This window comes from Enterococcus sp. DIV1767 (genome assembly GCF_050542585.1).
In the GTDB taxonomy this organism is placed as follows: domain Bacteria; phylum Bacillota; class Bacilli; order Lactobacillales; family Enterococcaceae; genus Enterococcus_D; species Enterococcus_D innesii.
Genome location: NZ_CP172936.1, coordinates 3,372,399 through 3,398,680 on the forward strand (window position 1 = coordinate 3,372,399; position 26,282 = coordinate 3,398,680).

The 26,282-nt window shown below is 44.5% G+C and carries 14 protein-coding genes; 4 read left to right on the plus strand and 10 right to left on the minus strand.

Annotation, left to right across the window (positions count from 1 at the left end; translation table 11 throughout):
• Positions 1–340: 340 nt before the first annotated feature.
• Together IGI78_RS15950 and argH are read left to right on the plus strand one after the other, a co-directional pair.
• Entirely contained in the window at positions 341–1,555 is a 1,215-nt protein-coding gene (locus IGI78_RS15950; RefSeq protein ID WP_005233014.1) for an argininosuccinate synthase, read from the plus strand.
• A gap of 54 nt (positions 1,556–1,609) precedes the next feature.
• Positions 1,610–2,989 (plus strand): argininosuccinate lyase, encoded by a 1,380-nt coding sequence (gene argH, locus IGI78_RS15955; protein WP_430618167.1) that lies wholly within the window; start codon positions 1,610–1,612, stop codon positions 2,987–2,989.
• 40 nt (positions 2,990–3,029) lie between these two features.
• Here the strand turns inward: argH and IGI78_RS15960 are convergent, their stop codons facing one another.
• Entirely contained in the window at positions 3,030–3,518 is a 489-nt protein-coding gene (locus IGI78_RS15960) for a Dps family protein (RefSeq protein WP_005230382.1), read from the minus strand.
• A gap of 125 nt (positions 3,519–3,643) precedes the next feature.
• Between IGI78_RS15960 and IGI78_RS15965 the strand changes: the two genes are divergently transcribed.
• The gene (locus tag IGI78_RS15965; RefSeq protein WP_430618169.1) at positions 3,644–4,315 is read left to right on the plus strand and encodes a prepilin peptidase; all 672 of its coding nucleotides are present in this window, start codon (positions 3,644–3,646) and stop codon (positions 4,313–4,315) included.
• 81 nt (positions 4,316–4,396) lie between these two features.
• Here IGI78_RS15965 and IGI78_RS15970 read toward each other — a convergent pair whose 3' ends face one another.
• On the minus strand, positions 4,397–11,260 hold the full coding sequence (locus IGI78_RS15970) for a Spy0128 family protein (protein ID WP_430618170.1): 6,864 nt from the start codon (positions 11,258–11,260) through the stop codon (positions 4,397–4,399).
• Positions 11,261–11,554: 294 nt separating this feature from the next.
• Here IGI78_RS15970 and IGI78_RS15975 point away from each other — a divergent pair, with 294 nt between their 5' ends.
• Positions 11,555–12,970 (plus strand): helix-turn-helix domain-containing protein, encoded by a 1,416-nt coding sequence (locus IGI78_RS15975; protein ID WP_121260512.1) that lies wholly within the window; start codon positions 11,555–11,557, stop codon positions 12,968–12,970.
• 64 nt (positions 12,971–13,034) lie between these two features.
• Here IGI78_RS15975 and IGI78_RS15980 read toward each other — a convergent pair whose 3' ends face one another.
• The 8 genes from IGI78_RS15980 to rpoB all read right to left on the minus strand — a co-directional run bounded on the left by IGI78_RS15980 (position 13,035) and on the right by rpoB (position 25,852).
• Positions 13,035–13,934, minus strand: coding sequence for a ketose-bisphosphate aldolase (locus IGI78_RS15980; RefSeq protein ID WP_005230365.1), 900 nt, complete (start codon positions 13,932–13,934; stop codon positions 13,035–13,037).
• A gap of 21 nt (positions 13,935–13,955) precedes the next feature.
• Positions 13,956–14,810: a class II fructose-bisphosphate aldolase gene (locus tag IGI78_RS15985; protein ID WP_430618171.1), complete on the minus strand. Its 855-nt coding sequence runs from the start codon at positions 14,808–14,810 to the stop codon at positions 13,956–13,958.
• A gap of 17 nt (positions 14,811–14,827) precedes the next feature.
• A complete protein-coding gene (locus IGI78_RS15990) occupies positions 14,828–15,907 on the minus strand; it encodes a PTS fructose transporter subunit IIC (protein ID WP_086291468.1) in 1,080 nt (359 codons plus the stop codon).
• Between the two features lie 46 nt (positions 15,908–15,953).
• Positions 15,954–16,268: a PTS fructose transporter subunit IIB gene (locus IGI78_RS15995; RefSeq protein WP_010748878.1), complete on the minus strand. Its 315-nt coding sequence runs from the start codon at positions 16,266–16,268 to the stop codon at positions 15,954–15,956.
• 16 nt (positions 16,269–16,284) lie between these two features.
• Positions 16,285–16,782, minus strand: a complete 498-nt coding sequence (locus IGI78_RS16000; RefSeq protein WP_430618172.1) for a PTS sugar transporter subunit IIA — start codon at positions 16,780–16,782, stop codon at positions 16,285–16,287.
• A 2-nt stretch (positions 16,783–16,784) separates the two neighbouring features.
• Positions 16,785–18,251 carry a BglG family transcription antiterminator gene (locus IGI78_RS16005; RefSeq protein WP_430618173.1) on the minus strand — a complete coding sequence of 489 codons (1,467 nt, stop codon included), beginning with the start codon at positions 18,249–18,251 and terminating at the stop codon, positions 16,785–16,787.
• A 245-nt stretch (positions 18,252–18,496) separates the two neighbouring features.
• Positions 18,497–22,147, minus strand: a complete 3,651-nt coding sequence (gene rpoC / locus IGI78_RS16010) for a DNA-directed RNA polymerase subunit beta' (RefSeq protein ID WP_144771836.1) — start codon at positions 22,145–22,147, stop codon at positions 18,497–18,499.
• A gap of 87 nt (positions 22,148–22,234) precedes the next feature.
• Positions 22,235–25,852, minus strand: coding sequence for a DNA-directed RNA polymerase subunit beta (gene rpoB, locus IGI78_RS16015; RefSeq protein WP_008381746.1), 3,618 nt, complete (start codon positions 25,850–25,852; stop codon positions 22,235–22,237).
• Positions 25,853–26,282 lie beyond the last annotated feature (430 nt).

The window sequence follows — 26,282 nt, forward strand, 5'->3', positions numbered from 1 at the left end:
AAACAATACCATATAACATAATACCTTCTATAAAGCCTAATGTCAACGTAATTCCGCCTCTTTTTGAAAATTTTCTCCATTCATTTTCTGCCATTTTCTCTGAAAAACGAAACTTGTTGTTGCAGACTTCTAAAACTGAATACCAGAATGAATATTATGTATAAACTTTCATTAAAAAAGTGAGCATCCACTTCTTTTCCTTAATCATCGATAATAGTATAAAAACCTGATAATCACCATTTTTATGTATAAATATTTAATTTTACCCTTGATTTATTATTTTTATTCTGATAAGATAGCTTCAATCACTTGAAAACACGCGGAAAAGGAGTTAATAAGTATGAAAGAAAAAGTAATATTGGCCTATTCTGGGGGATTAGATACCTCCGTTTCAATTAAATGGTTAACGGACCAAGGATATGATGTGGTAGCTTGCTGCCTAGATATCGGTGAAGGTCGCGACACCCAATCCATTAAAGACAAAGCGTTGGCAGTTGGCGCGATTGAATCGTATGCCATCGATGCCCGCGAAGAATTCGCCCAAGATTTTGCTTTGATCGCTTTACAAGGCAATACTTTTTATGAAAATTCTTATCCTCTTGTTTCCGCTTTGTCTCGCCCATTGATCGCCAAGAAATTGGTGGAGTTGGCATTAGCGACTGGCGCAACGACCGTCGCCCACGGCTGTACCGGCAAAGGCAACGACCAAGTTCGGTTTGAAGTGGCGATCGCCGCTTTAGCGCCTCACTTGAAAGTCATCGCACCGGTTCGGGAATGGAAATGGTCCCGGGAAGAAGAGATTGCCTATGCGGCTGAAAAAGGGGTACCGATTCCCGCTGACTTGGACAATCCGTATTCCATCGACCAAAACTTGTGGGGACGTGCTTGTGAGTGCGGCGTCTTAGAAGACCCTTGGGCAACACCGCCAAAAGGAGCCTACGCCATCACGCAAGAATTAGAAGATACTCCTGATGTACCAACGATCGTTGAGATCACCTTTGATCAAGGGGTACCGACCGCCATTGATGGTGAAACGATGAATCTAGCAGAATTGATCATGAAACTAAACCGGATGGCTGGCGAGCATGGCGTTGGTCGGATCGACCATATCGAAAATCGTCTGGTGGGGATCAAATCACGGGAAGTTTATGAATGTCCAGGAGCGATCGCTTTGATGACGGCTCATAAAGAATTGGAAGATTTGGTCTTTGTACGGGAATTGGCGCATTTCAAACCAATCATCGAGCAGCAATTAGCGCAAGTCATCTATGACGGCTTATGGTTCAATCCATTGACGGAAGCCTTGATTACCTTCCTGAAAAGCACACAAGTCTACGTCAACGGAATCGTGCGTTTGAAATTATTCAAAGGCAACGTCATTTGTGAAGGACGGAAATCTGAAAACAGCCTGTACGATGAAAACTTAGCAACGTATACTTCTGCAGATACCTTTGATCAGCATGCGGCTATCGGCTTCATCAAATTATGGGGACTGCCAAGCAAAGTGCACGCTGAGATCCAAGCACAACAGCAACTAACAGAAACATTGATTTAAGTATGCACGGCTGAAGCTGCCGCTTCAGCCATAATCTTTTTTTGAGGTGAGAATATGGCAAAATTATGGGGCGGACGTTTCGATGGGAAAAACGAAGCATGGATCGATGCTTTTGGGGCTTCCATCACGTTTGATCAAAAGTTAGCAAAGCAAGACATTCTTGGCAGTTTGGCACATGTCAAAATGCTGGTCCATACGGGCATCATCAGTCAACCCGATGGCGAAGCGATCATTGGCGGCTTGACCACGATTCAACAGCAAGTAGCCGCTGGCGAATTGACCTTCACGATTGAAAATGAGGACATCCATTTAAACATCGAGACATTCTTGCATGAATTGATTGGACCAGTGGCAGGCAAATTGCATACTGCCCGTAGTCGTAATGACCAAGTGGCGACCGATATGCATTTGTATTTGAAAGAAGTCGTTCAAGAGGTGATCACTTTGATCGCTGAATTGCGAGAAGCGCTGGTTTTACAAGCCGAAGCCAACATCTACACCATCATGCCTGGTTATACCCATCTGCAGCATGCACAGCCGATTTCTTTTGCCCATCACCTCTTAGCCTATTACAGTATGCTGACGCGTGACCAAGAGCGTTTCAGTGAGAGTTTGAGCCGCATCGATGTGATGCCTTTAGGCAGTGCTGCTTTGGCAGGAACTACCTTCCCTATCGATCGTGATTTCACTGCTCAAGAGTTAGGGTTCAGCAATATTTACAGCAACAGCCTAGATGCGGTCAGTGATCGTGATTTTATCTTGGAATTTTTAAGCAACGCCTCTTTATTGATGATGCATCTGTCTCGTTTTTGTGAAGAGCTGATTCTTTGGTGCAGCCACGAGTACCAATTTGTGGAACTGACCGATACCTTCTCCACCGGCAGTTCCATCATGCCTCAAAAGAAAAACCCTGACATGGCGGAGCTGATCCGTGGAAAAACAGGACGTGTCTATGGGAACCTCTTTGGTCTTTTAACAGTCATGAAGGGCTTGCCGCTGGCGTACAACAAAGATTTCCAAGAAGACAAAGAAGGCATGTTTGACAGCGCCGAAACCATCACGAAAAGCTTGCAGATCATGACAGGCATGATCGCAACGATGAAGGTCAATCAAGCACGGATGCAAGAATCCACTGAAAAGGATTTTTCCAACGCAACAGAATTAGCGGATTACTTAGCTGGCAAAGGCGTGCCTTTCAGACAAGCCCATGAGATCGTCGGCAAGCTCGTCAGTGAGTGTTTGAGCAAAGGCATCTATCTGCAAGATGTTTCCTTGGAAGACTACCAAGCGATCCATCCTGCCATCGATAGCGATATTTTTGAAAAACTTGATTCCTATACCGCCGTCAAAAATCGTCATTCTTATGGCGGCACCGGTTTTGATCAAGTGGCACAACAAATTGAAGCCGCCAAAGGGTTATTAGCAATCAAGTAAAAAAACCAGCGAAGAAAATTCTTCGCTGGTTTTTTGTTGATTAATGACGTACGCGAGATTTCGCTGGATCGATCAATGGCGCTTCGCCTAAGTGCGCTTGGATCATCCAAATACGTTTTTCGATGGCTGTTTTGAAGCCGATGAAGATATCTTGGGTTGGATCGTCGCCTTCTTCACCAGATACTTCGATCCCTTTTTGGTATAAGTCCGCTAAGTAACGGTAACCTTCCACCAATGTAGCTAAGCGTTCTGGAATCGTGCGGTCCCAGTTACCCACTTCATCAGGGATTTGAGTGTGTTCTGCCATTTCACGCAAAGTTGAATATGGTGAACCGTCTAATGTAATCAAGCGTTCAGAAACTTCATCCAATTGCTCATTTAAATCATCCATGAATTCGTCCATCATTGGATGCAATGTCAAAAAGCCAGGTCCACGCATGTACCAGTGTGTTTGGTGAACGACCATAGCCATTTGGCTTAAATCAGCAACAAGTTGGTTTAATACTTCTTTTGTTTGTTCAAATTTCATAACGATTCCTCCTCTAAATTATCTATTTTAAGGATAATACGAAACAAATAAAAAGTACAACAAAATCATCTATTTGAGAAAATTTCTCACTCTCTTACGTATTTCTTTATAAGGAGGATCGAAAAATGACGATTTTCGTGTTTTTTTTAGGCGCTTTACTCGGCTTCTTTTGGCTTTTGCTCTTACAAACCCTGTTTTGGAATCCGTCAAAAAGTGATTCTCGTTCTCATTACCAGAAGGTGAACAAAGTTTCGGATAACCATTGGTTTTTTCTGCTTCCTACAAGATGGCCTTCATCCCCGCTTTATTGGGTCTTCGCTTGCATATGCTATGGCGGACTTTGCGGGGTTGCCTTTCATGCTTCAGAAAGCTTTCTGGCTTTTGTCTGGCTGACCAGTGCCTTTTTACTCAGCTTGACCGACTTGATAGACTATAGCGTCTACCCGCAACTGCTGTACCCCGCCCACCTACTGCTAGCGCTGGCACAGCTTAGAAGCGACGCTTTTTTTCAATGGCTGTCTTTAGGCTTGCTGGTTCCACTGGTCTTTTTTGTCTGGCAGAAAAAAATGGGCGGCGGCGATCTCTTAGTGCTGGCAGGCTGGGGCACTTGGCTAGCGCCAAAGACACTTTTGGCCCTCTTACTAGTAGCCAGCAGTCTCGGTCTCCTCGCTTTTTTTAGCTATCAAGGCATCTGGAAGAAACGATTGGCGCAGTTGCCCTTCGTCCCCTTCTTGAGTCTGGGTTTGCTGATTGTTCGCTTTCTAGTGTTTCATACTTTTGACACTTTTTTTCTTTGAAGTGAAGAAAAACAGGACAGGAAAAAGCGGGACAAGTTGGCCTCATCCCGCTTTCTCTTTCTGCTCTGTTGCTTCCCCTGCCTATGATAACGGCGTCCGTTTTTTGCGATCAAGGTAGATGGCTACTGCGATCACTACTAACAACAGTCCCAAGACGACCCAACCAGCGGTCGTGGTGTCATTGGTTTTCGGTAAGTTGCCAGTTCCCGGTTTCGTTGTTTTGCCTTCTTTGACACGGTTGTTGAATACCATGTCTGCCGTTTGCTCCGCTTCAGCTACTAATTTTCCTGCTTGATCTTTGACGGTGACCGTTACTTGATAGGTGGTTTCATCATAGATGATCGTTGCATCGTTGCCAGCTTTTTCACGAATCGTGTAACGATGTTCCCCAGCATCGTCATACGTCAATGCATCAAAGGTAATCGTTCCATTTGCATCATTGCGTTGGGTTTGCAGAACCTTTCCAGCTTCATCCACTAATTCAAATGCGAATTCGTTGGCTTGCAAATCTCTACCTGTCAAGACTTTCTTAGCACTTAGTACGACACTGCCAGCTTGTGGCTGGTAGCTGTTTTCAAAGACTTGACTGCCTTCGTATTCGGCAACTGCGGTCAACTGTCCGTCTTCATCAGTGACGGTCACAACTACCGCTAGCTCTTTCGTATCGTACGTGATGGTGCCATCAGTTCCTGTTTTCTCACGAATGGTGTAGTGGTACTCACCTGTTTCATCATAGGCGAGAGCGTCAAAGTAGATCTTGCCCGTGGCGTCGTTGGCTTTTGTTTGAAGTACGTTGCCTTCTTCATCGACTAGTTCAAAGTCGAATTCATTTGCTTGTAGTGTACGACCAGTTAAGGTTTTCTCGGCACTTAGAACGACACTGCCAGCTTGTGGTTGGTAGCTGTTTTCAAAGACTTGACTGCCTTCGTATTCCGCCACTGCGGTCAACTGTCCGTCTTCATCAGTGACAGTAACGACTACTGCCAGTTCTTTCGCATCGTACGTGATGGTGCCATCAGTTCCTGTTTTCTCACGAATGGTGTAGTGGTACTCACCTGTTTCATCATAGGCGAGAGCGTCAAAGTAGATCTTGCCCGTTGCATCATTGGCTTTTGTTTGAAGAACAGTTCCGTCTTCATCGACTAGTTCAAAATCGAATTCATTTGCTTGTAAGGTACGACCAGTTAAGACTTTCTCAGCACTCAGTACGACACTGCCAGCCTTTGGTTGATAGCTGTTTTCAAAGACTTGATTGCCTTCGTATTCCGCCACTGCGGTCAACTGTCCGTCTTCATCAGTGACGGTAACGACTACTGTCAGTTCTTTCGTATCGTAGGTGATGGTGCCATCGTTTCCTGCTTGCTCACGGATGGTATAGCGGTATTCGCCAGCTTTCTCATAGGCGAGAGCGTCAAAGTAGATTTGTCCGGTTGCATCATTGGCTTTTGTTTGAAGTACAGTTCCATCTTCATCCACCAGTTCAAAGGCAAATTCGTCAGCTTGTAAGGTGCGGCCTGTCAACACTTTCTCGGCACTTAGTACGACACTGCCGGCTTTTGGCGTATAGTCGTTTTCAAAGATCGCATTGCCATCATACGTTGCTTTTGCCACTAGTTGCCCGTCTTCATCGGTGACTTTTACGACAACGCCAATTTCTTTCGTGTCATAGGTAATGGTACTATCTGCGCCAGCTTTTTCCCGAATCGTATAACGGTATTCGCCGACTTCGCCATATGTCAATTCATCGAAATAGATTTGACCATTTACGTCATTGGTTTTCGTCTGCAACACGTTGCCTGCTTCACCGACTAGCTCAAAGGCAAACTCGTTGGCTTCCAGCGTGCGGCCCGTCAATACTTTCTCAGCATTCAGCACCACTCCGCCGGCTTTTGGCGTATAGTCGTTTTCAAAGACTTGGTTACCTTCATATTCGGCAACTGCGGTCAACTGTCCCGCTTCATCCGTCACAGTAACGACTACCGCAAGTTCTTTCGTATCGTAAGTGATGGTGCCATCGTTTCCTGCTTGCTCACGGATGGTGTAGTGGTACTCGCCTGCCTTGTCATATGCAAGAGCATCGAAGGTAATTTGTCCGGTTGCATCATTGGCTTTTGTTTGAAGAATGTTACCTTCTTCATCTACCAGTTCAAATATAAATTCGTCAGCTTGCAACGTGCGGCCTGTCAACACTTTCCCGGCACTCAGTACGACACTACCAGCTTTTGGTGTATAGTCGTTTTCAAAGATCGCATTGCCATCATACGTTGCTTTTGCCACTAGTTGCCCGTCTTCATCGGTTACTTTCACGACAACACCAATTTCTTTCGTGTCATAGGTAATGGTACTATCTGCGCCAGCTTTTTCCCGAATCGTATAACGGTATTCGCCGACTTCGCCATATGTCAATTCATCGAAATAGATTTGACCATTTACGTCATTGGTTTTCGTCTGTAACACGTTGCCTGCTTCACCGACTAGCTCAAAGGCAAACTCGTTGGCTGCTAGTGTGCGGCCTGTCAACACTTTCTCTACATTCAAGACCACACCGCCAGCTTTTGGCGTATAGTCGTTTTCAAAGACTTGGTTGCCTTCATATTCCGCCACTGCGATCAACTGTCCGTCTTCATCGGTGACGGTCACGACTACCGCTAGTTCTTTCGTATCGTAAGTGATGGTACCGTCAGTTCCTGTCTTCTCACGAATGGTGTAGTGATACTCACCTGTTTCCTCGTAAGGGAGCGCGTCAAAGTAGATCTTGCCAGTGGCGTCATTGGCTTTTGTTTGAAGTACAGTTCCATCTTCATCGACTAGTTCAAAATCGAATTCATTTGCTTGTAAGGTACGACCGGTTAAGACTTTCTCGGCACTTAGTACGACACTGCCGGCTTTTGGCGTATAGTCGTTTTCAAAGACTTGGTTGCCTTCGTATTCGGCAACTGCCACAAGCTGTCCGTCTTCATCGGTGACGGTCACAACTACCGCCAGTTCTTTTGCATCGTAAGTGATGGTGCCGTCAGTTCCTGCTTTCTCACGGATGGTATAGCGGTATTCACCTGCTTTATCGTAAGGAAGAGCGTCAAAGTAGATCTTGCCCGTTGCATCATTGGCTTTTGTTTGAAGTACAGTTCCTGCTTCATTGACTAACTCGAAGTCAAATTCTTCTGCTTTCAAATCACGACCAATCAGTACTTTCTCAGCACTCAAAACGACACTACCGGCTTTTGGCGTATAGTCATTTTCAAAGACTTGATTGCCTTCATAGACTGCTTTCGCAATCAACTGGCTGTCTTCTTCCGTGACGGTCACAGTTACCTTTAGTTCCTTGTCAGTATAGGTGATGGTTGGATCGTTGCCGGCTTTTTCCCGAATCGTATAGTGGTACACGCCAGGCTCGTTGTAAGTGATGGCGTCAAAGGTAACTTGACCGTTACCGTCATTGGTTTGCGTTAAAATCACAGAGCCAGCTTCATCCACCAGGTGGAAAGTAAATTCGCCGTCTTTCAACTCGCGTCCATCAAGCATTTTCTGAACATTCAAGGCAAGGGTTGTTTCTTTGATTTCTCGCTTATTGGCTAGTTCAAAAACATAATTGACTTGCTCATCAGAAATAGTGAAGGTGTACTGAGTCGCATCTCGTTCATATCCTTCTGGTGCGGCGATTTCTTGGATCATGTAATCACCGTAGCGCAGATTGTCGATCCGTTCAATGGCGTTGCCGTTTTCCATGATCTGATTGTTTTTCACCACCAGATTCGACAAGATGACTTCATAGGTGTTTTGCGCATTTTTGCGGCTTAGTTGGAAAACTGCTTCTTCATCGATCCCTCGTTCTTTCGTGCCATCGGCATCGTATTTCACGATCGTCAAGGAGCCGTTCGTCCCAGAAGAGGTTCCGCTACCGTCTGTCGATTTGATGGTAACTTCTTTGGTCACTGTGTGAATTTCGATCTCACTACCCGTCAAATTGACACTATTGGCCACCCGTTCATTGTTCAAAATCCCGGGATCAAGCTGTGTTTGATAAACGATAAAGTACGGTTTATCAATCAATTCTTCAAAAGCGATCACTAACGATTGCGTCCCTGCGACCACATCCGAGGTGATTTTCGGATTGTCTTCGTTGGTGAAGGTGACTTTTTCGCCTTTTTCCCACGTGCCATTGTTTAAGACTGCTTCATACACATCTACGATCACGTTATCGTCGGCATCGCGTAAAAAGGTGTGCTGATTGTAGTTGATGGTATCGGTCACTACCGCATTGTGGATTTTGCGACTGTCAGCGTTGATCATGATTTCCCAATCGAGCAATCGATTGTTCTCGGCATTCTGGCTGCCGTTTTTCATCAACCAGTCCGTTTTCGCAGACTTGTCGACTTGCCCATCAGCCGTCAACGTTGTGTCATTGTCCGTCAATGTAATAGTATTTTTGTAGGTAAATACTTCTTCAGATGCTTCCGTTGCCAAGAAGACCGCCAGTGTTTCTGACGTTTCTTTCAGCAAGGTGATCGTAACTTTCTTCGTGTCAGGGTCATAAGTGTAACTGTAATCCTCGTTTAGCACCAATTGCTCTTTCAGTGCTCTGACTTGTGTCGTATATCCAGTTACCGTGACCGTGTAAAGCGCCAAGTCTTTCAAGGTTTGGCCTTCTTGCAGCTGGTCCGTTATGATTGCATCTTTGTTGATTTTTTCTTTGTACGTATTGAATAGCCCCATCCAATAGACTTGATCGCTTGAAGCAGTCTGCTCATCAAAAATAGTTCCTAGATTCCGACCAAATACAGCGGTAATCGCTTTGGCGACATCTTCCCCTTCACCAATGAATAGGCCATATTTCAAGGCATTTTTTAACCAGTTGGTATCCATCCAAGTATTGGATTCAGAAGCTTCCGTGAACGTATTGCCGGCTTCATCTTTATAATGGACAAACGCTGCATTACTAAACCGGCTGCTAGAACTTCCTAATGCGATCTGCTGTGAAACATCGAAGCTGGTTTTGAAATTAGCAGTGATCGTTGCCGAGGTCGTTTGGTACGCTCCTTGCAACTTGATGCGAAAACCAGTCTCAAGTTCCTTCGTTGAGCCATCGGCTAGCGTTTTCGTTTCTGTGATCAGCTCTAGCGTATAGTCGGTATTGAGCTCTAAAGGCTCGGTCACCCCGCTGGCTGTCACGACTAGCGTATCCGCCAATAAAGCTAAAGCACTGCTGTTTGCACCAGAGATCAATTGATAGCGGTCTTCTATGATCAGGTCGCTAACTTTTTGCTGATTGGTATTGGCTTCAATTTTCCATGCGACAGTCTTCGTTTCATAGTCTTTGGTGCCAGCGGTTTTCACGACACCGATCGTTTTGGTTGGTGTCACTGTCCCGCTGCCCGTCAACGAGGTATTTTGATTGTCGCGGATCGAAGCGTAATTGTATATACGGGTATCGGCTAAAACCGATTCATACAACTGGGTGTCGTATTGGATCTTGTAGTAGCCAGCTTTGGCAAACGTGATGCCAAAGCGTACGATTTCCCCCTCTTTGTCCAGCTGGTATGACCCATCAAAGGACCAGTCCTCTGAAGGGATTGGGTTACCGTCTTTGTCAGTGATCACCAAAGTTTCTGGAACAAAAAAGTGCAAGGCTTTTTCAGGATCTGTTCCCGAGTAGGTCTGATCCAAAACTCTGGCTTGATCTTTGTCCAATGTAACGGAAATTTCCCAAGATGCTCGTTTCGTTTCTGGATCGTAGCCTTTAAATCGTTTGTATTCTGATTGTTCATCGTAGGTAACCGTTGCTTCTGCGGTTTTTTCTGTAAAATCGCTACCGTTGATTGTTGCCGTGTTTTTGAAAGAAGAAGCCGTTGGATCGGTGACTGCACTATTGATCACGATTCGAACCGGTTGATTAACCGTTTGATTGAAGGTAAACGTATTGTTAACACTGTTATACGTATATAAGCCATCGGTACGAATCCATTCATCGGTGGATTCATCGTACAAGTAGCCTGTCGAGGTACTATAAGCTAATCCTTGTGGCATCTTATCGGTGATCACAACATCATGCAATTCACGACTGGCTTGGTTAAAAATAATTTCCCAAACCACTGAACCGCTGGAAGTTACGTTACCCGTCTTAATGATATCGACCTCATAAATAGGCAATGTAATGATGATCTCATGGCCATCTTCATCGTAAATCCCGGTAGGAATGGTCACTTCCTCAGTAACGGTGCTTACACTTAATTCAGTGATCAGATCAATAGTCCCTGAGCGGTTGGAAAGTGTTTGTGCTGCCTCATTAAAAGTAACGGTCAATGTACCATCGAGTGCTAAGGTAAAGCTTCCGATCGATTGTCCGCCGGAACGGGTCAATTCACCACTGACGGTGTTATGAATGGCAAAATAATTCGGCAATTGATACGTATAATAATCACCAGCACGAATTTCTTCCGTATCTGCTAACGACCAGTCAAAATGAATTTTGATATTGTCATTATACATCGGTGGATTTTCGGCAGTGAAGGGTTGATCGTTTAAGTCAGTGATTCGGACATTGTCAAAAAGTTGTACTCCCCGTTCGTTTAGGTTGGCACTAAGATTTTCAGCGGTAGTAGAAGCTTCCGTTTCCGTCTCTGTCTCAGTATCTGGTGCTCGGGGTTGAATGCTGTTTTGATTCAGTGTCGAAGATGCTTGGGTTGCTTGACTTTCACTAGGGACGGTTGCTTGTTCTTCTTCTGCTTGACTCGTTGCTGACTGAACTGCTCCCGCTGTCGATGAATCCGTAGGTGCTTTTTCCGTATCGATCGTTCCGGTCACAGGTTCAGTACTTTCTAACGTTTCGGTCGTTCTTTCGGTACTTTCGGTTGCATTGATTGCTTCTGCTAGAATGATCGTTGGTTCACAAAAAATGGAACCAAGCAAGACTAGCAAACATATATAGATAGAAAATTGTTTTTTCATAATTGTTCATTCCTTTTTATAAATTTTTTTTCAATTGATCTCGGAAGTGCTCTGCGCATAACATTGTTCAACAGTGAGCAATACATCCCAATAAACAACTGCTTTTTGCCTCCTCACTAAGGTTCAATCATTTTGGTCTTTGCTACTTGTATCAAACGTATTACTACTATTCCACACTTCTATTTTCCCAAAATTTGGGTGGGGGATGTATTCAAAAAAAATACAACACGTAATTTTTTTGAATACATGTAAAAACGTGATACTATTTACTTAAAAGGGGGCTCGACAGGCATCATGTTACGGAAATTGTTATCATCTACCACACAAAAGAAACTACAGCTGATTGAGTATTTATTAGACGATCAGGGGACGAGTCTTCACGATTTGGCAGTGAAATTTTCCATTTCAATGTCTGCAGCGAAAACCTATATCGCGGAAATCGACAATGAATTTTCGTTTCTGGACTTACAATTTGACGATTATTCAGCTGTTCGCCTACACTTGCAGCCTTTCGCTACTCGACTAGACGTATACAGCCAGTTTTTAAATCGCTCGTCTGCGTTTCAATTGTTAGAACTACTCTTCTCATCAAGTTTCACTAGTTATGACATGCTGGCACTAGAATTAAATTTAAGCAAGTCATCGATCATTCGTTTGATCAAGAGGATCAATTTGGTTCTGGCACCGTATGATTTCTTCATCGCAACCAAACCCATCCAGTTAAAAGGAAATGAAAACAATATTCGCCAATTTTTTCTGATTTTCTTCTTAGAGAAGTACCAGTATGAATTTGTGGATGCCAACATTAACCAAGAGCAGGATTTCTTGAAGATCGCCCGTATCATGGCTGCTGCGACACCCTTAAAACTTTATTTTTCCGACATCAAAAAAATTGCCTTTGTAATCTATATCAACACGAAGCGCGATCGCTTATACGCTTCCAATCCCAATGGGAACCACATCGAATATTTCTTAGAAAAAATCGATTTAAGCGAATTTACTGGCTACAGTCGTGCTTACGTCGAGAAAATGGTCGGCTATATCACAACCCATATCGGTCAAGACCCCGCTGTCTTTCGCGAGACCAAACAAGAGTTTTATCAAATGACCAAGCGTATATTTAAAAAATACAACTATCATGAAGCCAATTTTGAAGAGAAGTTGGATGCCGTCGTCTTTTCCTATTTTCTTGGAATCAACTTGCAGGTTCCTTACTGCATCTTGGATGATCGCTTTGCTCGTTTTGTCAATAACTGTGATTTGGTCCAACAGACAGTCAATCAAGACATCGTTCAGGTTTTGACCCATTCGAATTTGCCAATCATTCGACCAAGTACGATCAATTACCTAATTTATATTTTCCATACCTCTTTTCCAAATTTCGCCAAAGAAATCATCGATACCCACGCTGACTTTCGCTTAGCTTTGTTTTATGATACAAATAGTTACCATACGGAATTTATCCAGACGAAAATCCAACAGTTTATTCCTTATCAGCTAACAATCACGATTTTAAATCCTCTGGACTCGTTTTCTCTGACCAAACTGGACGAGACTTATGATTTGATCATCGGCAATTTGACCCCCTCCTGCAGAAAAAATGTGTTTCATTATGCAGACATCAACCTGACTTCGAATGATTTGGCGTTTATCGCTCGGCAGATTCAGGAAAAGGGGATTCGGATGCTGCAAGAAAAGAGTGCGCAATAAAAAAACCCTCGAAAAGTCGCAATTTAGCGATTTTTCGAGGGTTTTTTTGTTATTTATTTACTGTTTAATTTTGTTCACTACGCCATGGCTGGACGTTTTGCTGGCGATACAGAGCTGCTTTCCCAATTGCATTGAAGAGGGTCATTTTTTGCGTAACCACTGCTTTGGCTGCCTCAATACATTCTGGGTAAATGGCATTTGGATCCCACAATTCCGTTTCTGCTAAGATTTGGCGGCATTTTTTATAAAAGGCGTATTTATAGTCAGAGGAGATATTTACTTTTTGGATACCGATTGCCACTGCCTGAGCGATTTCTTCATCGGGATTGGCCGATCCGCCATGCAACACCAATGGGATATCGACACGATCTTTGATTTCTTGCAAGACATCCATTTTTAATTCCGGTTTGATATCTTTTGGATAAATACCATGGGCAGTTCCAATCGCAACTGCTAGTGTATCAATGCCTGTCTTCTCAATGAATTCTTGTGCATCTTCTGGACGAGTATAAATCACTTCGGAGACGCCCCCTTCAACGGAGGTTCCGGTATTGCCGATCGTTCCCAGCTCGCCTTCGACAGATACCCCAATCGGATGGCAAATCTCGGTAATCTGTTTTGTCAGAGCAATATTTTCTTCAAAAGGCAGCAACGACCCATCGATCATCACTGAGCTGAACCCGCAATGGATCGCCCGCATAATACTCGCCAGACTGTCGCCATGATCCATATGGATCACGATTGGCACAGAACTGTTTTTCGCTCTGGAAACTGCATAGTGGAAAAATTCATCCTTTGTAAAGGCCAATTCTGTTGGGTGGACCGCAATGATGGCTGGTGCATCGTTTTCTTCCGCTGCTTCGATAACGACGCGTAAGAAGTTACTGTCTGCGACATTAAAGGCACCAACAGCAAATTGATTTTCTTTGGCAACGGTCAGTAATTGTTTCATATTGATTAACATATAAGTGTGCTCCATTCTTTTTTAAAGTGATTTGTTTTTTGATCCAGATAATTCGATATACTCTTTAACGACTGCTTTTCCTGCTTCGATGGTTTGGTGGATCAGGGTCGGATAATCGCTCTCGGGACAAGCATCCAGCTGTTGGTGTAGGGCATTTCTTTGGGCTTTCATAAAATCAGCCCCTACATTGATTTTATTGATTCCTAATGCCACGGAACGTAAGATATTCTCTCTACCGGCTCCCGAGCCACCATGCAAAACCAGCGGTAGGTCAGTGGCTTCTTTGATTGTTTGAACGATATCAAAGCGAAATGCCGGGCGGTACCCTTCTGGATAATCCCCATGACTGGAGCCGTAAGAAAGAGCGAGACAGTCGACCCCGGTTGCTCGAATAAAATGGATGGCTTCCTCTGGATCGGTATACATCCCATCGCTAGTATACTGATCCCCAGCCACTGCTCCCATGTCCCCAACCTCTGCTTCGACACTGGCATTATAGGCTTGCGCAAATTGCACGATCTCTTTGGTGATGGCGATGTTTTTTTCTAAAGGATGCATAGAGGCATCCATCATGACGCTTGAGAACCCTTCATGGAGACATTGTTTGACGAAGGCGATATCCTGTCCGTGATCCAGATTGATGGCAACCTCCACATTGACATTTTCCGCCATCCGAATGATCGGCTGGGTTAAGTAACGATGATCCAGATGGGTTTTTAAATGGCCTTGCAACAAATCCACGATGATGGGTGCATGAGATTCTGCAGCGGCATCGATCACTGCTTTAGCGGTTTCTAGGTTAAAACAATTGATAGCCATAACCGCATAGTTTTCTCGATTGGCTTTTTGCAGCATCTCTTTCATTGATACATACATCTTCTTCGCTCCTTTTCTTAAGAAATTTCAATCGACGAAAAGTCAATGTCTTCTTCCTCTTCCACGATGGGCGTTTCAACGGGTGCCTTTTTCAATGCAAAGAGCAAAACACCGGTGATGGCAGAACCAATCAAGAGTGCGATGGTAAATTTCAGTGGATCCGTCATGGCAGGAATGATGAAGACCCCTCCAGATGGTACCGGTGAACCGACGCCCCAAACCATGCTTAGACCACCGCCGACGGCTGCTCCGGCCGTACAGGAAAAAATGACGCGAAACGGATCGACGGCAGCGATCGGGATCACCCCTTCTGTGATCATGCAAAGACCCATTGGAAAAGCGATCTTGATGTTGTCTTCTTCTTCCGTAGAATATTTGGGTCGGCGTAAGAGACGAGAGAGGACCCAAGAGATCGTAACACCAAAGGGCGGCACCATTGAGGCTAAAATTTTCACGGCTTCGGGTTCTTGAATGCCTTCCAATAATAGCCCATCAGCAAATAGCGAGGCGACTTTGTTGACGGGTCCGCCAAAATCAAAGGCAGCCATACCACCGACAATCGCGCCAAATAAGAAATTCCCCGAGCCTTGCAGATTCGTTAAGAAGGTAGTCAACGCGTCAGTGGCCCACACGATCGGTACACCGATGACGAAGAACATCAAAGCACCGACGATCAGTGTCGACAAAACTGGAACGATCATCATTGGCATCAGACCTTGTGCCCAACGTGGTACTTTAAGGTTTTTTACTAAGAATAAGACCAGATAACCTGCGAGATAGCCTCCTAACATTCCCCCTAAAAAGCCTGCGCCAATCGCATTGGCAATCAGTCCCATAAAGAGTCCGGGAGCGATTCCTGGACGATCGGCAATGGAGTAGGCGATCGCGGCAGCGATCACTGGCGCCAGCAGCCCCATCCCTAAAACGCCCAGCGAGACCAGTGCATCCGGGATCGTATAGGCAGCATCGTAATTTTCAATGACTGTGCCGTTGGTAAGATTTCCGATCGCAATCAAAAGCCCGGCTGTTACAACGACCGGCAGCATATACGAGATGGCGGTTAAGGCATGTTTTTTCAACTGCAGCTGTTTCATCATTTGTTTCATCCCCCTTTAAATTTGCATTGTCAGAACATCCATTGATTCATCCCTGATTTAATTTTTCTTCAATCGTTTCAAGCAAACGCTTAGGCGCTTTGATCACCATACTAGTTGGAATTTCTACTATTCGCTTGCCTTCAAAGCGGTCTCTGCCGCCGATTTTGATATCTGCCGCAATAATGACAACATCAGCTGCTTGAATATCTGCTTCTGTCAATTCACTTTCTGTCCCGATGGTTCCTTGGGTTTCGATATGGACTTCATGACCAAGTTCTTTCGCAGCTGTTTCAATTTTTTGCTTAGCAATATACGTATGAGCGATTCCTGAAGTACAAGCAGCTACACCAACGATTTTCATCTCTTCTCCCCCTTTCTTAGTTTTCTGCCATTGGATCTTTAGCAAGCAAGGCCATCATTTGATCCTTTGTCCCTGACGCAACGAGACGATCAATAAACGATTCATCTGCTAGTAGCATCGCTACCTTTTGCAGCAGCTTGATATGCATCGTATTGGCATCGGTATTTTTGACTGCAAACAAGATAATTACTTGAACGGGCGCTTCATCGATGGACTCCCATTCAAGCGGACGCTTGATTTTTCCGATCACTAAGGAAGTCTTTTTCACACTGTCTGACTTTCCATGTGGGATTGCTAAGCCATGTCCGATACCGGTCATTCCTTCCATTTCTCGGGCAAAGACATCTTGGGTGAACCCTGCTAAATCGGTAATTATCTGGTTTTCATATAAAAGTTCAGAGAGTTCAGTGATTGCCTCTTCTTTTGAATTCGCTTCCATTTCCATCTTGATAAGATTGGGATTGATTACATCTGCGATACTGAACGCTTGGATCGTTTGGCTTTCGTTTTTCATCTTTACATCTCTCCTAATAGTTGTTTGACTCGCTTTTCATCCTGTTTGGTAAATACCGAATTGACTAAAATCGTCGGCACCTTCGTTTCTACTGGCAAATTAATGGTGGTTAAGATCAAATCGATATTCTGGTAGTCTTGCGCATGCTTTCGGTACATACGAGCGGAAAGCACATCCACGATATCCAACTCTGGAAATGCTCGTTGGACTTTGACTTTCAGCAGCTCAGAAGTCCCTACGCCGCTGCTGCACATGATTAAGACTCGCTGTCTGCGCCGACGAATGACTTTAAATTTCACAAAATACAGCACTAAGAAACCAATCTCGTCTTCCGATATGGGATTCGTTCCATAGGTTCGCTCCACTTCCTTGCTGACTTGTGCCACTTGCTCAAAAATCCTTGGATACTCTAGTTGAATGTCATTTAGCAGACCGTTTTTCACGATAATTTTATTCTTTAGCCGATAGAGCATCGGCTGGATATGGCAAAGTAGATCGGTCTTGTCTGTTTGCTGGTTCAATTGAATACCCAGTGCTTTTTCCATCTGGTTAGTAAAAAACTCCGTGATTTCGCTGGCTTCTTTTGTCAGATTGGTCATTGCCAAGGGTTTGTTTTCCACTCTGGAAGACACTAGATACTGGTAGAGATAAAATACCTCACTTTCTGGCAGCTCCGTCACGAGATAGGCATTGATTCTTTCAATCACTTGTTGGGCAATTTGATAAAACTCTTGGTGCTGTTCAATCAAATGCTGTTCTTCCTCATCTAAACCCTCAATTATCTCTTCACGGTCAATTTCTCCTTCCCTCATTCGTAAAATCAGAATATACAGATGCGAGAAAATATTCATGTTGTAAGGATACGCAATACTGTTCGCGAGTTTTCGCTCAATGAATTCAAGAATTGAGGTAATAAAGTTGATATCAAAGGCATTGATGGGATATTTTTGCGTGACCATTTCTTCATTCCACACATGGGTTTTCGTAAAGAGATCATTGACACAGCGACGGATATTTTTTTCGGTACCAATCACTGCAATTCTCTTATCGGATCGGATCAACTGGAGTTCAAAGTACTGAAAATATTCCGAAAGACGATTGATATCACTACTTATCACTGCTTCACTCAAATAGTAATGAGCGAACAACTCTTTGATCATTAAACGCTTTGGTGATTTAAACAATAAATGCAGTGCAATCGCATGACGTCGCTCAAGCGGCTCATCATGTTGATCCGTTTCTTGATTTTCAATCGTCCCTTTGAGATACGCTTCATAATCCAAACAAAATCCTTTGCCGATTTCAGACCGAATGATTTCTGAACCAGCAGCCTCATTGATCCGCTTGATCGTCCGATAAATGGTTTTTGTTGAAACCTTAGCAGCTGTGGCTAGTTCATTAGCGGTCAAATTCATCCCCTGTATCATAAACTGCTCAATCAAACGTGTTTCTCTCTTGCTCAGCTTCATACTGTCTCCCTCCGTATCTTTACTATAGCCTTCTTTGGCTCGAGTATTTCTTAATCGATGTCCACTGATTTGGACATTTCAAAAATAACGCTTTCATTAATCGTCCCAAATGCCCCCTTTTCTAAGATGAAAGAAGGGCGCATTCTTTTTCGTGACATCTCCTTTTGCTAAACAAAAAAAGCTTGCCATTCCGAAGAATGACAAGCTTTTCCTTCACACTGAGTCAATCAGGTGCTGGGCATTGATTAGTTTTGGCTGTTCAATGCGTCTTCAGCAGCCATTTGTGCTTCGATGTCTGAGATGCTGTAGACATTTTCGCTGGCAACTGTTACTTCTTTTGGTTCCATTTCACGGTAACGAGGCATACCAGTACCAGCTGGGATGATCTTACCGATGATAACATTTTCTTTCAATCCAAGAAGTGGATCTTTCTTGCCGCGGATCGCTGCATCGGTCAACACGCGAGTGGTTTCTTGGAAGGACGCAGCAGACAAGAAGCTGTTGGTTTCCAAGGATGCTTTCGTAATCCCTAATAGGACTGGACGGCTAGTTGCAGGAACGCCGCCGGCTACCAAAGTGTCGTAGTTGCGGTCTTTAAAGTCGGCGATATCCAACAATGTTCCTGGCAAGATGCCTGAATCACCTGGATCCATGACGCGGACTTTGCGCAGCATTTGACGAACCATTACTTCGATATGTTTGTCGCCGATTTCTACCCCTTGCATACGGTACACGCGTTGAACTTCCCGTAATAGGTAGTTTTCAACAGACAAGACATCGCGAACTTGTAACAGTTGTTTTGGATCGATCGATCCTTCTGTCAATGGTGCACCACGATGGATAAAGTCGCCTTCTGCTACTTTCATCCGGGCAGTATAAGGAACGGTATACGTACGCGTATCGGTTTCCCCTTTGATGGTCACTTCTTTGGTCCGAGTTGAAGGATCTTCTGAGATATCGATGACTTCTCCGGTAACTTCGGTAATGACCGCTTGTCCTTTCGGATTACGGGCTTCAAAGATTTCTTGGACACGAGGGAGACCTTGCGTGATATCGTCTCCGGCAACCCCGCCGGTATGGAAGGTACGCATGGTCAACTGAGTACCAGGTTCACCGATTGATTGGGCAGCGATGGTACCGACTGCTTCCCCAACTTCAACTTCAGAACCAGTGGCTAAGTTGCGGCCATAACAATGTTTACATACACCATGTTTGGTGTTACATGTAAAGACAGAGCGAATCGATACTGTTTCGATGCCAGCATCTACCGTTGCTTTGGCTAGGTCTTCGGTGATCAATTGGTTGACCCCAAGAATCACTTCGCCAGTTTCCGGATGGATGATTGATTTACGAGTGTAACGACCAACTAAACGTTCTTCTAAGGATTCGATGATTTCGTTTCCTTCGCGAATTGCTTGAATATCTAAACCACGGTCAGTGCCACAATCGTCTTCACGGATGATGACATCTTGGGCAACGTCAACGAGACGACGTGTCAAGTAACCGGAATCGGCTGTTTTCAAGGCGGTATCGGTCATCCCTTTACGGGCACCATGGGTCGAGATAAACATTTCCAAGACAGATAGACCTTCACGGAAGTTTGAGATGATCGGCAATTCCATGATACGTCCGTTAGGCGCGGCCATCAATCCACGCATCCCAGCAAGCTGAGTAAAGTTGGAGATGTTACCACGGGCACCGGAATCAGACATCATGAAGATTGGGTTTTTCGCTTCCAATGATTCCATCAGTTTTAACTGAATTTCATCTTTGGCTGCATTCCAAACACCAATAACTCGTTCATAACGCTCGTCATCGGTAATCAAACCACGACGGAATTGTTTCGTGATCGTTTCTACTTGTTTGTGGGCATTGTCGATGATGTCATGTTTTTCGTGCAAGTTCATGATATCAGCGATACCAACGGTGATACCCGCCATTGTTGAGTGGCTGTATCCTAAGTCTTTCATGCGGTCAAGCATGCGTGACGTTTCAGTGATGCGGAAACGTTTGAAAACTTCTGAAATGATGTTTCCTAAGTTTTTCTTCTTGAATGGGCCAACAAGCTCTTGTTCTTTGATGAAGGCAGGCACATCTGTACCAGCTTCAATAAAGTACTTGTCTGGTGTTTGAACCGTCAAGTTGTAGTCTGTCGGTTCGTTCAAGAATGGGAATTCTGGGGGCATGATCGAGTTGAAGATCACTTTACCCACTGTTGTTACCATCAAACGTTGTTTTTGTTCAGACGTGAATGGTTTGTCCCCTAAAGTGTTTGGATTGATGGCGATCCGTGTGTGTAAATGCACGTAGCCATTGCGCCATGCCGTAACTGCTTCGTCCATGTCACGGAAGATCATGCCTTCCCCTTCACGGCCTTCTTCTTCCATCGTCAAGTAGTAGTTCCCTAGGACCATATCCTGAGATGGTGTTACAACTGGTTTTCCGTCTTTTGGATTCAAAATGTTTTGGGCTGCTAACATCAGCATACGTGCTTCTGCTTGCGCTTCTTCGTTCAACGGTACATGAACGGCCATTTGGTCTCCATCGAAATCGGCATTGTAGGCTTCACAAACAAGTGGGTGCAAACGAATGGCACGGCCTTCAACTAAGACTGGTTCAAATGCTTGGATACCTAATCTGTGAAGCGTAGGTGCCCGGTTCAATAGCACTGGATGTTCTTTGATGACATCTTCTAAAACATCCCAAACTTCGTCTTCTTGACGTTCGATTTTGCGTTTGGCATTTTTGATGTTTGACGCGATTTCACGAGAAACAAGTTCCCGCATCACGAATGGTTTGAACAATTCGATCGCCATTTCTTTTGGCAGACCACATTGGTACATTTTAAGGAATGGACCAACGACGATAACTGAACGACCTGAGTAATCGACCCGTTTTCCTAGCAAGTTTTGACGGAAACGACCTTGTTTCCCTTTCAACATGTGAGAAAGAGATTTCAATGGGCGGTTCCCTGGACCTGCAACTGGACGGCCGCGACGACCGTTATCGATCAAGGCATCAACTGCTTCTTGCAGCATCCGTTTTTCATTTTGAACGATGATGTTTGGTGCATTCAAGTCTAACAAGCGTTTCAAACGGTTGTTACGGTTGATTACACGGCGATACAAGTCGTTCAAGTCACTTGTGGCAAAACGTCCACCTTCTAATTGCACCATTGGGCGCAAATCAGGCGGGATAACTGGGATAACGTCCATGACCATCCAGCTTGGTTTGTTTCCTGAAGCACGGAATGCTTCTAAGATATCCAAACGGCGGATCGCACGGGTCCGTTTTTGACCAGTTGCGTTTTTCAATTCTTCTTTTAATTCAGCAACTTCGCCTTCAAGATCAACGCCATCTAATAATTGTTTGATGGCTTCGGCACCCATCGCTGCTGAAAATTCTTGACCGTATTGGTCACGTTTTTCACGGTATTCCCGTTCAGTCAATAGTTGTTTTTTCTCAAGGCTGGTGTTTCCTGGTTCAATCACTACGTATGAAGCAAAGTAGATGATTTCTTCCAATGCACGTGGGCTCATGTCTAGGACAAGACCCATCCGTGAAGGAATGCCTTTGAAATACCAAATGTGTGATACTGGTGCTGCTAATTCAATGTGTCCCATGCGTTCACGACGCACTTTTGAACGTGTTACTTCCACGCCGCAACGGTCACAAACGATGCCTTTATAGCGGATCCGTTTGTATTTGCCGCAAGCACATTCCCAGTCTTTGGTTGGACCGAAAATACGCTCGTCAAACAACCCTTCGCGTTCAGGTTTTAACGTACGGTAGTTAATGGTTTCTGGTTTTTTTACTTCACCATAAGACCAGCTTCTGATTTTTTCAGGAGAAGCCAAACCGATTTGCATACTTTCGAATTTATTTACATCGATCAAAAAAGGTTCCCTCCATTTCATTTCATGGACATATCCGATAGAACGGGGGCTATTTCCGCTAGTGGCGGAAATAGCGAGGGCCGTCTATTATTGCAAGCGATCTTCTGCTGTCTCGATTTGTTGGTTCAACGCGTCGGCGGCATTTTTAGCTTCTGTTTGTGCTTTTTGTTCTAATTCGCGGGCTGTTTGTTGCTCCGCAAATTTTGTTAAGGCATCAACGGTGATCAAATCATCATCGTCATCATCCATATCACGCAGTTCGATCTCTGCATCATCGATATCTAGGACACGCATGTCTAGACCCAGTGATTGCAATTCTTTTACTAATACGCGGAATGATTCTGGTACACCTGGTTTTGGAATTGGTTCCCCTTTGACGATCGCTTCGTATGTTTTCACACGACCAACCACGTCATCTGATTTGTAGGTCAAGATTTCTTGCAAGGTGTAAGCAGCACCGTATGCTTCCAGTGCCCAAACTTCCATCTCTCCGAAACGTTGTCCACCAAATTGGGCTTTTCCTCCCAATGGTTGTTGAGTAACCAATGAGTAAGGTCCAATGGAACGGGCATGCAATTTATCATCGACCATGTGGGCCAATTTGATCATATACATGACACCAACGGAGATGCGGCCATCAAATGGTTCGCCGGTACGTCCGTCGTAAAGCACTGTTTTGGCATCGCTGGCCATTCCTGCTTCAGCAACCGTTGCCCAAACATCTTCATCGCTGGCTCCATCAAAGACTGGTGTTGCCACGTGAATGCCTAATTGACGCGCAGCCATTCCTAAGTGTAATTCTAATACTTGTCCAATGTTCATCCGAGAAGGTACCCCTAATGGGTTCAGCATGATATCGACTGGTGTGCCATCTGGTAAGAAAGGCATGTCTTCTTCTGGCATAATGCGAGAAACGACCCCTTTGTTTCCGTGACGTCCGGCCATTTTATCCCCTTCATGGATTTTCCGTTTTTGAACGATATAAACGCGAACCAGCATGTTCACACCTGGTGACAATTCATCGCCAGCTTCGCGGGTAAAGATTTTGACATCGTGGACGATTCCGCCGCCGCCGTGAGGCACGCGTAGAGAAGTGTCACGCACTTCGCGGGCTTTTTCACCAAAGATTGCGTGCAACAAACGCTCTTCTGCTGAAAGTTCCGTTACCCCTTTTGGAGTGACTTTCCCAACAAGCAGATCGCCATCTTTGACTTCCGCACCAATGCGGATAATCCCCATTTCGTCTAGATCTTTCAATGCGTCTTCCCCTACGTTCGGGATTTCGCGAGTGATTTCTTCAGGTCCTAATTTTGTGTCGCGGGCTTCTGATTCATATTCTTCAATATGAACAGAAGTGTAAACATCATCTTTCACCAAACGACGGCTCATGATGATGGCATCTTCATAGTTGTACCCTTCCCAAGTCATGAATGCGACTAAGACGTTTTGTCCTAGTGCCATTTCGCCTTGTTCCATAGATGGGCCATCTGCTAAGATGTCGCCTTTTTCCACTTTTTCACCAAGTGCCACTAATGGACGTTGGTTGTAGCTGGTTCCTGAGTTTGAACGACGGAATTTGGTAACAGAATAAACGTCTAATGCGCCATTGTCACGACGAACGCGCACTTCGGCTGCATCCACGTATTCTACGATCCCATCATGTTTACATAACAAAGCAGCTCCTGAGTCATGTGCTGATTTGTATTCCATACCAGTACCAACCCAAGGTGCTTTCGGATTGATCAATGGTACTGCTTGCCGCTGCATGTTGGCACCCATCAAGGCACGGTTGGAGTCATCGTTTTCCAAGAAAGGGATACATGCGGTTGCGACTGCGACTACTTGTTTTGGTGATACGTCCATGTAGTCGACTTTATCGATCGATACTTCCAAGTTTTCAGAAGTAGCACGCGCCATAACAACGTCGTTTACGAAAGAGCCGTCTTCATTTAACAAGCTGTTTGCTTGGGCCACAACGTAGTGGTCTTCGGTATCGGCAGTCAAGTAATCGATCTTGTCAGTAACACGACCTGTTTCGCGGTCAACGCGACGGTATGGTGTTTCAATGAAGCCATACTTGTTGACTTTGGCATAAGAGGCCAAGCTGTTGATCAACCCGATGTTTGGTCCCTCAGGCGTTTCGATCGGACACATACGGCCATAGTGGGAATAGTGAACGTCTCGGACTTCATAGCCGGCACGGTCACGGGTCAAACCACCAGGTCCTAAGGCAGATAGACGACGTTTATGGGTCAACTCACCCAGTGGGTTTGTTTGGTCCATGAACTGTGACAACTGAGAAGAACCAAAGAATTCTTTGATACTTGCGACAACCGGACGAATATTGATCAATTGTTGTGGTGTCAAGGTTTCAGTGTCTTGGATCGACATCCGTTCACGCACGACACGTTCCATCCGAGCAAGCCCGATACGGAATTGGTTTTGCAATAATTCACCAACAGAACGAATCCGACGGTTTCCTAAGTGGTCGATGTCATCGACATTGCCGATGCCTTCCATCAAGTTGAAGAAGTAGCTCATTGAAGCAATGATGTCTGCTGGACGAACGGTACGTGTGGCAGTATCTGGATAGCCATTACCGATCACGTTGACTTCTTGTTCTGGATCTTTTGGTGAAAAGACTTTGATGACTTGGACGGTCATTGGTTCGGTCACGACCCCATCTTCTGATGGATAGTACGTTACACTATTTAGGCCATTATCGATAAATGCGCCTAATGTTTCCATGACTTGGTGAGTCAAAACAGTGCCTTTTTCAACAATGATCTCGCCTGTTTCAGGGTCAACCAAGGTTTCTGCTAAGGTCAAGTTCAATAGACGTGTTTTCAAGTCTAATTTTTTGTTTACTTTGTAACGACCAACATTTGCTAAGTCGTAACGTTTTGGATCGAAGAAACGTGCGTTCAGCAAGCTGCGTGAGCTGTCTGCTGTTTTTGGCTCGCCTGGACGAAGACGTTCGTAAACATCTTTCAATCCCTCTTCGGTACGAGAATCGCTTGCGTTTTTATGCAAGTCTTTTTCGATCGTGTTACGCAATGATTCACTGTCGCCGAAAATTTCAAAGATCGTATCATCAGAACCAAACCCTAGGGCACGGACTAAGACCGTCAAAGGAATTTTACGGGTACGGTCAATCCGTACGTAAGAGATATCTTTGGCATCAGTTTCCATTTCTAACCACGCACCGCGGTTAGGGATAACAGTTGACCCAAAGCCTTCTTTGCCGTTTTTATCGACTTTGCCATGGAAATATACACCCGGAGAGCGGACCAACTGAGAAACGATAACCCGTTCTGCCCCGTTGATGATAAAGGTTCCTTGTTCAGTCATTAATGGGAAATCACCAAAGAATACTTCTTGGGATTTGATTTCCCCAGTTTCACGGTTCGTCAAACGCAAAGTAACATGTAATGGTGCCGAATAGTTTGCATCATGGGCACGTGCTTCTTCTACTGTATACTTTGGTTCTTTCAATTCATAATCCACAAATTCTAGGGACAAGTTACCGTTGAATCCTTCGATTGGCAAAATATCTTCAAACATTTCTCTTAGGCCCTCATCTAGGAACCATTGGTAAGAGTCGGTTTGAATTTCAATCAAATTCGGTAATTCTAATACTTCACTGATCCGTGCGAAACTTCTACGTTCGCGATGCTTTCCGTATTTTACTACGTGTCCAGCCAAGCTCTTCACCTCTTCATAAAGTCTTTCAAAAAGGCTATCCGATTATTTACAAAACTGTAACAAATATTAAATATAGGTTACAGAAAGCATTTTTTGCGGCTTTTAGGCAAAAAAAAACCAAAAATAGAACGGATGCATTGGGCATTTTCTACTTTTGTTTCCTTATTCCTAAGCCGAAACGGACAATATTTCGTTTCTGCTTTTTTCGTTCAGATAGTTTTTGCAACTCCTTATTATACAGATGAAGCACTTTTCTGTCAAGCTTTCATTGGAAGTTACAATGCTTTTCTGACGCACCCATTTCCTAAGATTTTCTAAAGAAAAAAACAGGCTGGTGGGGACTGTTTTTCGTAAAAAACTACTTTGCTTTTTGCCGATTTCTTGCTATGCTAACGAAAACGTTACACGTGAAACATTAGGAAGGATATCC